This window comes from Bradyrhizobium sp. LCT2 (genome assembly GCF_009931255.1).
GTDB lineage: Bacteria > Pseudomonadota > Alphaproteobacteria > Rhizobiales > Xanthobacteraceae > Bradyrhizobium > Bradyrhizobium diazoefficiens.
The window spans coordinates 1,440,751-1,453,910 of record NZ_CP034432.1 but is presented as its reverse complement, the minus strand read 5'-3'; the positions used below and the strand labels follow the sequence as shown (position 1 = coordinate 1,453,910).

Annotated in this window: 10 protein-coding genes; 9 read left to right on the top strand and 1 reads right to left on the bottom strand. The window is 66.2% G+C overall.

Features of this window, described 5'->3' with window-relative positions:
* Positions 1–37: 37 nt before the first annotated feature.
* The 6 genes from soxB to EI171_RS07440 all read left to right on the top strand — a co-directional run bounded on the left by soxB (position 38) and on the right by EI171_RS07440 (position 7,270).
* Complete coding sequence (soxB, locus tag EI171_RS07465; RefSeq protein ID WP_161532968.1) at positions 38–1,789, top strand: thiosulfohydrolase SoxB; 1,752 nt, start codon at positions 38–40, stop codon at positions 1,787–1,789.
* A complete protein-coding gene (locus tag EI171_RS07460) occupies positions 1,786–2,244 on the top strand; it encodes a hypothetical protein (RefSeq protein ID WP_161532967.1) in 459 nt (152 codons plus the stop codon). Before soxB ends, EI171_RS07460 begins: the two co-directional genes overlap by 4 nt.
* A 290-nt stretch (positions 2,245–2,534) precedes the next feature.
* Positions 2,535–3,572, top strand: coding sequence for an MBL fold metallo-hydrolase (locus tag EI171_RS07455; RefSeq protein ID WP_011083827.1), 1,038 nt, complete (start codon positions 2,535–2,537; stop codon positions 3,570–3,572).
* A gap of 89 nt (positions 3,573–3,661) precedes the next feature.
* Positions 3,662–3,844 (top strand): hypothetical protein, encoded by a 183-nt coding sequence (locus EI171_RS07450; RefSeq protein WP_161532966.1) that lies wholly within the window; start codon positions 3,662–3,664, stop codon positions 3,842–3,844.
* 306 nt (positions 3,845–4,150) lie between these two features.
* Positions 4,151–5,359 carry an MFS transporter gene (locus EI171_RS07445; RefSeq protein WP_161532965.1) on the top strand — a complete coding sequence of 403 codons (1,209 nt, stop codon included), beginning with the start codon at positions 4,151–4,153 and terminating at the stop codon, positions 5,357–5,359.
* A gap of 192 nt (positions 5,360–5,551) precedes the next feature.
* The gene (locus EI171_RS07440) at positions 5,552–7,270 is read left to right on the top strand and encodes an amidohydrolase family protein (RefSeq protein ID WP_161532964.1); all 1,719 of its coding nucleotides are present in this window, start codon (positions 5,552–5,554) and stop codon (positions 7,268–7,270) included.
* 206 nt (positions 7,271–7,476) lie between these two features.
* On the opposite strand, the gene EI171_RS07435 is transcribed toward EI171_RS07440, so the two are convergent.
* A complete protein-coding gene (locus EI171_RS07435; protein WP_011083823.1) occupies positions 7,477–8,811 on the bottom strand; it encodes an MFS transporter in 1,335 nt (444 codons plus the stop codon).
* Between the two features lie 145 nt (positions 8,812–8,956).
* On the opposite strand from EI171_RS07435, the gene EI171_RS07430 reads away from it, so the two are divergent.
* From EI171_RS07430 to EI171_RS07420, 3 genes are read left to right on the top strand one after another with little or no spacing between them, the layout of a single operon-like run.
* The gene (locus EI171_RS07430) at positions 8,957–9,610 is read left to right on the top strand and encodes an ABC transporter ATP-binding protein (RefSeq protein WP_161532963.1); all 654 of its coding nucleotides are present in this window, start codon (positions 8,957–8,959) and stop codon (positions 9,608–9,610) included.
* Positions 9,607–12,069: an FtsX-like permease family protein gene (locus tag EI171_RS07425; RefSeq protein ID WP_161532962.1), complete on the top strand. Its 2,463-nt coding sequence runs from the start codon at positions 9,607–9,609 to the stop codon at positions 12,067–12,069. Before EI171_RS07430 ends, EI171_RS07425 begins: the two co-directional genes overlap by 4 nt.
* Complete coding sequence (locus tag EI171_RS07420) at positions 12,059–13,141, top strand: lipocalin-like domain-containing protein (protein WP_161532961.1); 1,083 nt, start codon at positions 12,059–12,061, stop codon at positions 13,139–13,141. Before EI171_RS07425 ends, EI171_RS07420 begins: the two co-directional genes overlap by 11 nt.
* Positions 13,142–13,160: the final 19 nt, after the last annotated feature.

Below are 13,160 nucleotides of genomic sequence, written 5' to 3'. Positions count from 1 at the left end.
CTCAGTTGAACTGCCGATGAGGCGCGGAGGATTCTGGATGGCGATCCGCCGCCGTGATTTCCTGAAGAGTGCAGGCGTTGCCGCAGCATCGCTCGGCCTGCCGCGGCTTGCGCGCGGCACTGAAGCGGCGAGCATTTACGACCTCGAACGTTTCGGCCATGCCCGGATCCTGCACATCACCGACACGCATGCGCAGCTCAACCCGATCTATTTCCGCGAGCCCAGCGTCAATATCGGAATCGGGGAGATGGCGGGACGGCCGCCGCATCTGGTCGGCCGCGCCTTTCTCGAGCGGTTCGGAATCCGGCCCGACAGCGCCGATGCCTATGCCTTCACCTGCTTCGAGTTCGAGAAGTCTGCGGCGCGCTTCGGCAAGCTCGGTGGCTTTGCCCATCTGAAGACGCTGGTCGATCGCTTGCGCGGCGATGTCGGCGAAAGAGATTCGCTGCTCGTCGACGGCGGCGATCTCTGGCAGGGCACGGGGCTCGCCAACGTCATGCAGGGCCGCGACATGGTCGAGGTCGCCAATCTGCTCGGCATCGAGGCGATGACCGGGCATTGGGAATTCACCTATGGCGAGCAGGCGCTGCGCGACAATCTCGAGCGCTTCAAGGGCGAGTTCCTGGCGCAAAACGTGTTCCTGACCGAGGAAGCCGCGTTCAACGACGCCCGCGCCTTCGACAAGGCGACGGGGCGCGTCTTCAAGCCCTCCGTGATCAAGGAGCTCGGCGGTCATCGCATCGCGATCGTCGGCCAGGCCTTCCCTTACGTGCCGATCGCGCATCCAAAGCGGTTCACGCCGGACTGGACCTTCGGCATCCGCGAGGAAGAGCTCCAGAAGCATGTCGATGCCTTGCGCACCGCCGAGAAGGTCGATGCCGTCATCCTGCTGTCGCACAACGGCATGGACGTCGACCTCAAGCTCGCGAGCCGCGTCACCGGCATCGACGTCATCCTCGGCGGCCACACCCACGACGCCGTGCCGCAGCCGATTCCCGTGACGAACGCCGGCGGCACGACACTCGTCACCAATGCCGGCTCCAACGGGAAATTTCTGGGCGTGCTCGATCTCGCGCTCGACAAGGGCAAGGTCAGTGGCGTCAAATATCACCTGCTGCCGGTCTATTCCGAGCTGCTGAAGCCTGATCCGGCGATGGCCGAGCTGATCGGCCGGGTTCGCGCGCCGCACGTGGCCGACTGGTCGGAGAAGATCGCAACGCTCGACCGCCTGCTCTATCGCCGCGGCAATTTCTCCGGCCCGGTCGACGAGCTGATCTGCACCGCGTTGCGCAGCGAGCTCGACGCCGAGATCGCGCTGTCGCCGGGCTTCCGCTGGGGCGTCACCGCGCTGTCCGGCCAGGCGCTGACCATGGAGGACGTGCTCGCGGAAACCGCGATCAGCTATCCCGAGACCTATGTGCAGGAAATGACCGGCGCCCAGATCAAGGACGTGCTGGAGGACATCTGCGACAATCTCTTCAACGCCGATCCCTATTACCAGCAGGGCGGCGACATGGTGCGCGCCGGCGGCCTCAGCTACACCTGCACGCCGGCGGGTGCGATCGGCGGCCGCATCTCTGAGCTGAAGCTCAACAACGGCAAGGCGATCAGCGCCAACCACCGCTACAAGGTCGCGGGCTGGGCCTCGGTCAACGGCCAGCAGGGCGCACCGGTGTGGGACGTGGTGGCCAAATATCTGCGCTCGGGCCGGATGCTTTCGGAGCGGCTCGGCTCCGGCGTCACGCTGAAGGGCGTCGAGAACAATCCGGGCATTGCGGGACAGGGATGACGCGCTCGCAAATGTTTCGCGCGATGATGCTGGCGCTGCTCGCCTTGGCCGCGATGCCGCCGGCTTTTGCGCAGCAGGTGCCGCTTCAGGACAAGCCGTTCGCCGAGCACAAGATCGTGCTGCAGCTCTCCGACGGCGACGCCAGGAAGCAGGCGCTGGTGCTCAGCGTCGCCAACAATCTCCTGAAGGCCTACGCCCCCGACAAGGTCGCGATCGAGGTGGTGGCATTCGGACCCGGCATCGACCTGCTGCTGTCGAACAGCGAGCGCCGCAAGCAGGTCGAGAGCCTGATCGCGCAAGGCGTGCGCTTCGACATCTGCCTCAACACCGTCGACACGGTCGAGCGGGAGACAGGCAAGCGGCCGGAGTTCATCCCCGCCGCGACGCCGGTGCAGGTCGGGGTCGGACAGATCCTGTTCCTGGCGGAGAATGGGTACACGGTGGTGCGGCCGTAGGGGGCGCCAGGGCGTCACACTCCCCTGTCGTCCCGGCGCAGGCCGGGACCCATACTCCCAGGCAGGTGTTTGGCGAAGATCAGTCGTTCGGTACTCCCACCGCCCCTCCCGAAGGATCACGCGGTATGGGTCCCGGCCTTCGCCGGGACGACACTGAGTGTGTGGCGCTTATCCCCGCCTCGCCAGCAATAAAAATCTTCCAAATTTACCTGTTCACACAGTGAATTGCTTCTCTTTCTAACCCGGAACATAGTAGAATCTTGGAAGCCAGTTCCACGCCGGGTCTTGCCATGATCTTCCGCCAGCTCTTCGACAGTGTTTCGGGCACCTACAGCTACGTCCTTGCCAGCCGCCACGGCGGCGAGGCGCTGATCCTCGATCCCGTGCTGGAGAAGGTCGATCGCTATTGCCAATTGCTGCGCGAGCTCGACCTCAAGCTGGTCAAGGCGGTCGATACCCACCTTCATGCCGACCACGTCACCGGCCTCGGCGAGCTGCGCGACCGCACCCATTGCATGACCGTGATGGGCGACCAGACCAAGGCCGACGTGGTGGCGATGCGCGTCGCCGACGGCGACAAGGTGACGATCGAGGGGCTGTCGCTCGACGTGATGTACACGCCCGGCCACACCGACGATTCCTATTCCTACCTGATGGGCGACCGCGTCTTCACCGGCGACACGCTGCTGATCCGCGGCACCGGCCGCACCGATTTCCAGAACGGCTCCTCGCGCGCGCAGTACGATTCGATCTTCAATCGCCTGCTCAAGCTGCCGGACGAGACGATGGTGTTCCCGGCGCATGACTACAAGGGCGACACCGTCTCCACCATCGGCGAGGAGAAGCGCTACAATCCGCGGCTCCAAGTGCGCTCGGTCGACGAATATATCGAGCTGATGGCGAACCTGAAGCTGCCCAATCCGAAGATGATGGACGTGGCGGTGCCCGCCAACATGCGCGTCGGCCTGCATCAGGAGGAGCTGGAGAAGGAGGGCCGCGCGCTGACCGCCAGCGAGGCGATCCGCGTCCTGGGCCGGCCTGATATCCTGCTGGTCGATCTGCGCGAGACCAACGAGCGGATGAAACACGGCATGCTCGAGGGCGCCCTGCACACGCCCTATCCGTCCGTCGAGGAGAGCCTGAAGCCCGGCGGCATGCTGCGCGAGGTCGCGGCCGCCACCGGCCGCCGCATCGTGTTCTTCTGCGCCTTCGGCGAACGCTCGGCGATGGCCGTCGCGGCGGCGAAGGAGGCGGGCCTCGCCAATACCGCCCATATCGCCGGCGGTATCGATGCCTGGAAGAAGGCGGGCGGACCGGTGGTGCACTGACGCCCCGACGCGCCGTTCTTGAGATAAGTCAGGAACCGCCCACATATTGGGACTAGGATCGGATGCAGCATCACCATCCGGGAACAGCCATGGCCAAGACCGTCAACAAGACCGCCAAGCCGAGCGCGCCGCCCAAAACCGCCAGCGAGAAGCCGGCGGACGACAAGGCGAAGAAGCCGCTGCCGCGCGACACCGACGACGACGATTACGAAGACGGCGACATCGCAACACCGAAGCGTGACCGGTACGGTCCCGATGACGAGCCGTTGTGAGTTGAAGCCTGCCCCACGAATGGTGCGTTCCCTCCCCCCTTGCGGGAAGAGGGGTGCCACACGGCACACTCTTTCGAGAGCGCGACGATCTTTGCATCGACCACGGATAGACCTTTTGCTGGGCTACCCCTCTCTCCCGCCCTCCCCCGCAAGGGCGGAGGGCGCGCAGTGTGCCCGATCGCATCGTCGGGTAATGATTGAGACAGCGGCGCCACCCGCACTACCTGCCATGCGCCTGCGTTCATGGACAAATAACCGCTGTCCCCGATAGTTTGCGCTCCCTTCAGGGAGTGAAACGGAACTGCAATGGTCGATGTTCTCGCCGCACCGCAGCAAGGCAAGGCGGACAGCGCGCTGCGCACGCTGACGGGAATCTCGATCGCGCATTGGGTCAGCCATTTCCATCTGCTGGTCCTGCCGATGCTGTTTCCGTTCCTGAAGGACAGGCTCGGCGTCGGCTATGTCGAGCTCGGCTTCGCGCTCACGACCCTTGCCGTCGTATCGGGCCTGACGCAGGCGCCGACCGGCTATCTCGTCGACCATTTTGGCGCGCGCAGGATCCTGTTGATCGGGCTGACGCTCGGCGGCTTCGCGCTGATCCTGCTCGGCCTGCATTTGAGCTACGCCTCGCTGATTGCCTGCGCCGTGCTGCTCGGGCTCGCCAACAGCGTCTATCATCCCGCCGACTACGCCATCCTGGCCGAGCACATGGACGAGGCGCGGATGGGCCGCGCCTTTTCGATCCACACCTTTGCCGGCTATCTCGGCGGCGCCGTGACGCCGGCGATCGTCGCCGCGCTGGTCACCGTATCGGGTGGCGTCGGCGCATTGATCGCGTCGGGCGCGATCGGCGTGCTGGTGGCGTTGCTGCTGGTCGCCATGAGCATTCCCGAGGCCGGCGCGCACAAGAAAAAGCCCGGTCACGAGAGCGCGCCGAAGCAGGCCGTCATCACGCCGGCGCTGATCACGCTGACCGCGCTGTTCATGCTGCTCAGCCTGTCGGTGGCCGGTATCAACAATTTCGGCGTGGTGGCGCTGATGAGCGGCTACGGCGCCTCTTATTCGATCGCCAACATCGCCCTGACCGCATTCCTCGGCGCCAGCGCCGCGGGCGTGCTCGCAGGCGGCTTCCTCGCCGATCACACCGAGCGTCACGGCTATGTCGCCGCCGCCTGCTTTGCCGCGAATGCGGCGATCGTGCTCTTGATCGCACTGGTGACATTGCCCGGCTGGGCTTTGACCGCGACGATGACGGCGGCGGGCTTCCTCTCCGGCGTGATCGCGCCCTCGCGCGACATGCTGGTGCGCAATGCCGCTCCCGCCGGCGCTGCGGGGCGCGCCTTCGGCATCGTCTCCACCGGCTTCAATCTCGGCGGCATCGTCAGCCCGCTTTTGTTTGGCTGGATCATGGACCAGAGCGCGCCGCACTGGGTGTTCGGCGCCTCCGTGATCTTCATGCTGGCGACCGTGGTGCTGTCGCCGTTCACCGAGCGGAAGCGGCAGGCTGCGGCGTAGCGACAAGTTCAACTGTCGTCCTGGCGAAAGCCAGGACCCATTACCCCAGGGAGAATCTGTCGCGCGAGACTGGTCACTCCGAGTCTTCGCCAAACTACTCCCTGTGGTTATGGGTCCCGTATCTGCGCTGACGCTTGTCCGGGACGAGTAGAGAGAACTGCGCGTAACAAAAACAAAACGGGAAGAAACACCATGACCAATCCTGATCTCGTGATCCGCGGCGGCACGGTCGCGGATGGAAACGGCGGCGAGCTGTTCGAGGCCGACGTCGCCATCACCGGCGGCAGAATCAGCGAGGTCGGGAAGATCTCCGGCAAGGGCAAAGAAGAAATCGACGCGCGCGGAAAACTGGTGACGCCGGGCTTCGTCGACATCCACACCCACTATGACGGGCAGGTCACCTGGAGCCAGGACATCACGCCGTCCTCGCAGAACGGCGTCACCACCGCGATCATGGGCAATTGCGGCGTCGGCTTTGCGCCGTGCAAGCCCGCCGACCACACCCGCCTGATCCAGCTGATGGAAGGCGTCGAGGACATTCCCGAGCCGGTGCTGAGCGCCGGCATTCCCTGGGCCTGGGAGAGCTTTCCGGACTACATGGGCTGGCTGTCGAAGCGCGATTTCGACATCGACGTCGGCGCGCAACTGCCGCATGCGGCGTTGCGGGTCTATGTCATGGGCGAGCGCGGCGCGCGCCGCGATCCGTCCACGGCGGAAGACAATGCGGCGATGGCAAAGCTCGCGGGCGAAGCGGTCCGCTCCGGCGCGCTCGGCTTCTCGACCTCGCGCACGCTCAACCACCGCACCTCGACCGGCGACTTCACGCCGACCTTGAAGGCCGGCGAGGACGAGCTCACCGCGATCGCGGGTGCGATGCATCGCGAGGGCCGCAGCGTGCTGCAATTCGTGCTCGATCTCTCCACCATCGACGAAGACCTGCCGATGATGCTGCGGGTCGCCGACACGACGAAATGCCCGATCTCGTTCTCGATCACGCAGAACGACAAGGCGCCGCAGCGCTGGCGCCAGACGCTGGACGAGATCAATGCCGCCGCACAGCGCGGCCTCTCCATCACCGCGCAGATCGCGGCGCGCCCGGTCGGCCTGCTGCTAGGGCTCGAGCTGTCGCGCAACCCGTTCCAGACCCATCCGAGCTACAAGGCGATCGCACATCTGCCGCTGAAGGAGCGGCTGGCGCGGCTGCATCAGAGCGAGATCCGCCAGGCGATCCTGAGCGAGACGGCGACCGCGACCGACGATCCGCTGTTCTTCCGGCCCAACTACGACAAGATGTTCCTGCTCGGCGATCCTCCCGATTACGAGCAGCCGCCGGAGAACGCGCTGGGGCCGCGGGCGCGCAAGCAGGGCCGGAAGCCCGAGGAACTCGCCTATGACGCGATGCTGTCGGACGAAGGCCGCGGCATGCTCTACGTGCCGTTCCTCAACTATGCCGACGGCAATCTCGATGCGACGCGCGAGATGCTGATCGATCCGCAATCGGTGCCGGGCCTGTCCGACGGCGGCGCGCATTGCGGCATCATCTGCGATGCGAGCTTCCCGACCTATCTGCTGACGCACTGGACGCGCGACCGCAAGCGCGGCGAGAAGCTCACGATCCCGTTCGTGGTCGCGGCACAGTCACGCAAGACCGCGCTCTCGGTCGGCCTCACCGATCGCGGGCTGATCGCGCCCGGCTACAAGGCCGACGTCAACGTGATCGACTATGACCGCCTGCATCTGCATCCGCCGAAGGTGCATTACGATCTGCCGGTCGGCGGGCGGCGGCTGTTGCAGGACGTCGACGGCTATGAAGCGACCATCGTGTCGGGCGTGGTGACGCGGCGGCATGGCGCGGCCACGGGGCGCCGGCCGGGGAAGCTGATTCGGGGCGCGCAGGGGGTGGTGAACTAGCGCGGTAGGATGCATGTGAGACGCGAAGGCCGCGCCTCACATTCGGTGTCGTCCCGGCGAAGGCCGGGACCCATACGCCCCGGCAATTGTTTTGCGAAGACTTGGAGTTATCAGCTTCGCCTCAATCCACTCCCTGTGGTTATGGGTCCCGGCCTTCGCCGGGACGACAGCGGTGTTTGTGGCGGGCCTTGAACGCCTGCCACCCCTTACGTCGGCGACACCGCGCCTTTCAGCGCCGCTGCCTGCGGGGCGGCAGCGCGCGTCAGCCGAGCCTTTTCGCTGTTCGGCCAGAGCAGGGCCAGGCCGAGCAGGCCGGAGCCGACCATGATCACGGCGTTGATGGTGAAGCCGGTCATGTAGCCGTCGAGCATGCTGCCGGCGCGCTGGATCACGGTGCCCATCACGGCGGGCGCGATGATGCCCGAGAGCGTGTAGAGCGCGCCGTAGATCGCCAGGATCGCGCCGCGCTGCGACGACGGCGTGAATTCGCCGAGCATGGGCGGACAGACGACGTAGATCGCGCCGCACAGGCCCGTTCCGACCACGAGCAAGGCGAGCTGAAGGCCGGCGCCCTGAACATACGGCATCGCAGCCAGGATCAGGCCGCCGACCATCAACGGGACCGAGCCGAGCACGCCGCGGGCGACGCGCGTGGTCGAGCCGCGGGCCATCATCAGTTGCGAGATCCAACCCGTCAGGATCACGATGGTCGCGCCGAACACCCAGGGCAGGGTCGAAATCCAGCCGGCCTGGCTCTGCGAGAAACCGAGGCCCTTGATGATGAACGGCGTGAACCAGGTCAGGCCCAGCGACAGCGCCCAATAAGCCCCGAAGGTTGCCGCGACGCAGCCGACGAAGGTGCGCGAGGTGAGAAGCTGGAGATAGGGAATTTTCGTCTCGGTGGCGGCAAGGGTGTGCGTGTCCTCCAGCGGGCCTTCCTTGCCGAGCGCGAGCCAGGCACAGACCCAGATCAGGCCGACGACGCCGAGCGCGCCGAAGGCGTAGTGCCAGGAGTGATTGACGATGACCCAGTTCAGCGCCGGCACGGCCAGGATGACGCCGAAAGCCGAGCCTTGCGACAGGATCGCAGTCGGCAGCGTGCGCTTCTCGTCGGGGAACCATTTGTAGATGGCGTGCGCGGCGACCGAGAAGGCCGGGCCTTCGCCGGCGCCCAGCACGATGCGGCAGATCAGCAGCGTGGTGAAGGAGACGGTGCCGACCATCGGAAACTGCGCCAGCGCCCAGACCACCGCCAGCGTCAGGAGCACCCAGCGCGTCGGCACCTTGTTGACGATGAAGCCGACCACGATGGCCGAGATCGAGAACAGGAAGAAGAACGAAGACCCGAGCAGGCCGAACTGCTCCGGGGAGAGCTTCAGGTCCGCCATGATCGGCACGCCGGCGAGGCCGACGACGATCTTGTCGGCGAAGTTAACCAGCATAAATAGAAACAGCAGAAAGGTGACCGTCCAGGCGCCCTTTGGTGTTTCCCTGGATGTCGTCGTCTTGCCCGCCACCATGGGCGTTCCCTGAGCGCTCATCGTTCTCCCCGTCTGTCTTTTTGGCAGTTTTTTGATTTGGCCGTTGTCGGAGCTAACAACGGCTTCGACGGCAACGCAACCCCGGCATTTCCGCGGCAGGTGTGCTACGCAGCATTTCCGTTAATTCCGTCCGGCGCCATTCATCGTGCTGAGCATCCGAAATCTCTCCAAGACGTTCTCCTCGGCCGCCGAACCGGTCCACGTGCTGCGCGGCGTCGACCTTGACCTCAGGGCCGGCGAACGCGTCGCGCTGACCGGCGAATCCGGCAGCGGCAAGAGCACGCTGCTGCACCTGATCGCGGGGCTCGATGCCGCCGATGGCGGCTCGATCCGGTTGGAAGACACCGAGGTCACCAAGCTGTCCGACGCGGGGCGCGCCAGCCTGCGGCGCGACCGGATCGGCCTCGTGTTCCAGCAGTACAACCTGATCCCGAGCCTGTCGGTTGCCGACAATCTGGCCTTCCAGGCGCGGATCGCCGGCCGGCACGACGCGGCCTGGTCCAGTGAACTGGTCGAACGGCTCGGGCTCGGCGCCCTCCTGAAGCGCTATCCCGAGCAATTGTCCGGCGGCCAGCAGCAGCGGGTCGCGATCGGCCGGGCGCTGGCGACAAGACCCTCGCTGCTGCTCGCGGACGAGCCGACCGGAAATCTGGATGAAGCGACCGCCGAGGACGTGCTGGCGCTGACGCGCGACCTCGTCACGCGCACCGGCTGCGGATTCCTGATGGTGACGCACAGCCTGCATCTGGCCGGCACGCTCGACCGCCACCTCACTTTGCATGCGGGGCGAATCGCATGAGGCGCGCGCTGTGGGTCCTCGCGGTGCTCCTGAGCCATTGGCGGCGGCACAGGATGCAGTTCGCGACACTTCTGATCGGGCTGATCGCCGCGACTGCGCTGTGGAGCGGCGTGCAGGCGATCAACCAGCAGGCCCGCAATGCCTATGACCGCGCCGCGGCGACGTTCGGCGGCGTGCGGACGCCGATGCTGGTCGCACCCAATGCGGCGACCTTTCCGCAAGATCTGTTCGTCAGGCTCCGCCGCGCAGGCTGGCCGGTCTCGCCGGTGCTGGAGGGCCGCGTCCAGATCAACGGGCGCTCGGTGCGGCTGCTCGGCATCGAGCCGGTGACGCTGCCGGTGGATGTCGGCAACGCGCCGCGCCTTGGTGCCGCGGACCTGACGAGCTTCGTCGCGCCGCCCGGCCGGACGCTGGTGGCGAAGGAGACGCTGGCCGACTTGCAGGAGCAGGAAGGCGCGGCGCCGCCGATCAGCAGCGGCGCAACACTGCCGCCGCTGCACGTGCAGCCGCAGCTCGTGCCCGACGTGCTGGTGGTCGATATCGGCGTGGCACAGACGCTCCTGAACAAGCCGGACCAAATCTCGCGGTTGCTGATCGGCAAGCCGAAGGGCAAGCCTGCGCCGCTGGCGAGCGTCGTCGGCGACCGGCTGCAACGGGTCGAGCCGAATGCGGAGACGGAGCTGGAGCGTCTCACCGACAGTTTCCATCTCAACCTCACCGCCTTCGGCCTGTTGTCGTTCTTCGTCGGCCTGTTCATCGTCAATTCGGCCGTGGGTCTTGCCTTCGAGCAGCGACTGCCGATGCTGCGCACGTTGCGGGCCTGCGGCGCCTCGGCTCGCCTCGTCAACACGGTGCTGGTGATCGAGCTGGTGGCGCTGGCGCTGGTCGCCGGACTGATCGGGCTCGTCTGCGGCTATTTCATCGCGGCTGCACTCCTGCCCGATGTCGCGGCGTCGTTGCGCGGGCTCTATGGCGCGCAGATCCCGGGGCAACTGACGTTGCGGCCTGAATGGTGGCTCGCCGGCATCGGCATCAGCGTTGCCGGCACGCTCGTTGCGGCGGCGACCAGCCTGATCAAGGCGATCAGGATGCCGGTGCTGGCGACCGCGCAGCCTTACGCCTGGCAGCAGAGGCAGCGCCGCTGGCTGATCCTGCAAAGCATTGCGGCGTGCATGGTGTTCGCGGTTGCGCTGCTGCTGCTTCACTATGGCGAATCGCTGATCGCAGGCTTCGGCGTGCTGGCGGCGCTGATGCTGGGCGCGGCACTGATCCTGCCGGCCTTCCTCGACATCATCCTGCTCATAGGCCAGCGCGCAGCGCGAGGACCGCTCGCGCTGTGGTTCTGGGCGGACAGCCGGCAGCAGCTCTCCGGGCTGTCGCTGGCACTGATGGCGCTGCTGCTCGCGCTCGCCGTCAATGTCGGCGTCTCCACCATGGTGGAAACCTTCAGCCGCACTTTCGTCGGCTGGCTCAACGGGCGGCTCGCGGCCGACGTCTACATCAGCGCTTCCGACAATGCGCACGGCGTCGCGATCCGGAACTGGCTGAAGGAGCGCAGCGAAGTCCAGGCGATCCTGTCGGGCGGCCGCGCCGAGACGCAAGTCCAGGGCCAGCCGGTGGAGCTGTTCGGCCTGCCCGATCACGCACTCTATCGCGAGCGCTGGCCGCTGCTGGAGACTGCGCCACGCGCCTGGACCCAGCTGGTGCCGGGCAATGCCGCCTTCATCAGCGAGCAATTGAGCCGCCGCCTCAACGTCCGCGTCGGCGACGTCGTCGAGGTGCCGGCGCCGGGCGGGACCTGGGAGCTCGACATCGTCGGCATCTATGCCGATTACGGCAATCCCAAGGGACAGCTGGCCGTGAATGTCGCGGCGCTGATCCGTCAGTTTCCGCAGACGCCACAGACGCGGATCGGCCTCATCGTCGCGCGGGACAAGATTCCGGACTTGATCGCGGCCTTGCAGAAGCGGTTTGCACTCGACGACCGCAGCGTCGCCGACCAGGCGACGGTGAAGGCGGAATCGATCCGCATCTTCAACCGCACCTTTGCGGTGACATCGGCGCTGAACGCTTTCACGCTCGGTGTCGCCGGCATCGCGCTGCTGACCAGTCTTTTGACGCTGGCCAACTCCCGCCTGCCGCAGCTCGCACCGCTGTGGGCGATCGGCATCACGCGGCCGCGCCTCGCCGCGATCGAATTGACCAAGACGCTGTCGGTGGCGCTGTTCACCTCGCTGCTGGCCGTGCCGCTCGGGCTGCTGGTGGCGTGGTGCCTGATTGCGATCGTGAATGTGAAGGCGTTCGGCTGGCGGCTGCCGTTCCATGTGTTCCCGCTGCAACTCGTCGAGCTGGTCGCGGTCGCGCTGGTCGCCTCGCTGCTCGCCGCGCTGCTGCCGGTCGCACGGCTGGCGCGGATGCAGCCGGCGAACCTCGTCAAGGTGTTTGCCAATGAGCGCTGACAAGATCTCGCGGCGCGCATTTGCCGGCGGCATAGCCGCGCTCGCTCTTGCGCGCCGCGCCGGCGCGCAAGGCTATGCCGGGCTCGGCGAGACGGCCGACGGCTTTGCGAAGGTCACGCCGGGAAAGACGTTCGCCTTCCCCGCCGATCACGGGCCGCATCCGGAATTTCGCATCGAGTGGTGGTATCTCACGGCGAACCTCGTCGACAGCAGCGGCGCGGCTTGCGGCCTGCAATGGACGCTGTTCCGTCAGGCGGCGCAGCCGGGACCGCAAGGCGAAGGCTGGGCCAATCAGCAAATCTGGATGGCGCATGCCGCGGTGACGCGTGCCGACACCCATCGCTTCAGCGAGCTGTTTTCGCGCGGCGGGATCGGACAGGCCGGCGTCGAAGTGAAGCCCTTCGCGGCGTGGATCGACGATTGGGAGATGAAGGGTCTTGAGCGCACCGACGATCGCACTTTGGCGCCCCTGACGCTGAAGGCCTCCGGCACGAACTTCAGCTATGCGCTCACGTTGGAGGCCGATCGTGCGGTGGTGTTGCAGGGTGACGGCGGCTTCAGCCGCAAGTCGGAGCGCGGCCAGGCCTCCTACTATTACAGCCAGCCGTTCTACCGCGCGCGCGGCACGCTCACCGTCGACGACAAGCCGGTCGATGTGTCGGGGCAGGCCTGGATGGACCGCGAGTGGAGCAGCCAGCCGCTCGACGCCGACCAGACCGGCTGGGACTGGCTGTCGCTGCATCTTGCATCCGGCGACAAGCTGATGCTGTACCGGCTGCGGCAGAAGGATGGCAAGGACTATCCGTTCGGCAACTGGATCACCGCCACCGGCAGCACGCAGATGATCTCGGGCAGCGACATTCAGATGACGCCGGGAGCGACCGCCGAGGTCGCGGGGCGCAAGCTGCCGGTGGAGTGGCAAATCGCCATTCCCTCGCGCTCGTTCTCGATTTCCTGCAAGCCGCTCAATCCAAGGGCCTGGATGGGGACCGGCTTCTCCTATTGGGAAGGGCCGATCAGCTTTGCCGGCACGCATGACGGTGTTGGCTATCTCGAGCTGACCGGGTATTGAAGCGCGACCTCTTCAAGGA

Excerpts from the sequence above, each read along its gene's own strand:
- EI171_RS07425 (WP_161532962.1), top strand. The coding sequence starts at position 9,607 with ATGAGGCGCGCGCTGTGGGTCCTCGCGGTGCTCCTGAGCCATTGGCGG.
- EI171_RS07445 (WP_161532965.1), top strand. The coding sequence starts at position 4,151 with ATGGTCGATGTTCTCGCCGCACCGCAGCAAGGCAAGGCGGACAGCGCG.
- EI171_RS07440 (WP_161532964.1), top strand. The coding sequence starts at position 5,552 with ATGACCAATCCTGATCTCGTGATCCGCGGCGGCACGGTCGCGGATGGA.
- EI171_RS07450 (WP_161532966.1), top strand. The coding sequence starts at position 3,662 with ATGGCCAAGACCGTCAACAAGACCGCCAAGCCGAGCGCGCCGCCCAAA.
- EI171_RS07435 (WP_011083823.1), bottom strand. The coding sequence starts at position 8,811 with ATGAGCGCTCAGGGAACGCCCATGGTGGCGGGCAAGACGACGACATCC.
- soxB (WP_161532968.1), top strand. The coding sequence starts at position 38 with ATGGCGATCCGCCGCCGTGATTTCCTGAAGAGTGCAGGCGTTGCCGCA.
- EI171_RS07460 (WP_161532967.1), top strand. The coding sequence starts at position 1,786 with ATGACGCGCTCGCAAATGTTTCGCGCGATGATGCTGGCGCTGCTCGCC.
- EI171_RS07455 (WP_011083827.1), top strand. The coding sequence starts at position 2,535 with ATGATCTTCCGCCAGCTCTTCGACAGTGTTTCGGGCACCTACAGCTAC.
- EI171_RS07420 (WP_161532961.1), top strand. The coding sequence starts at position 12,059 with ATGAGCGCTGACAAGATCTCGCGGCGCGCATTTGCCGGCGGCATAGCC.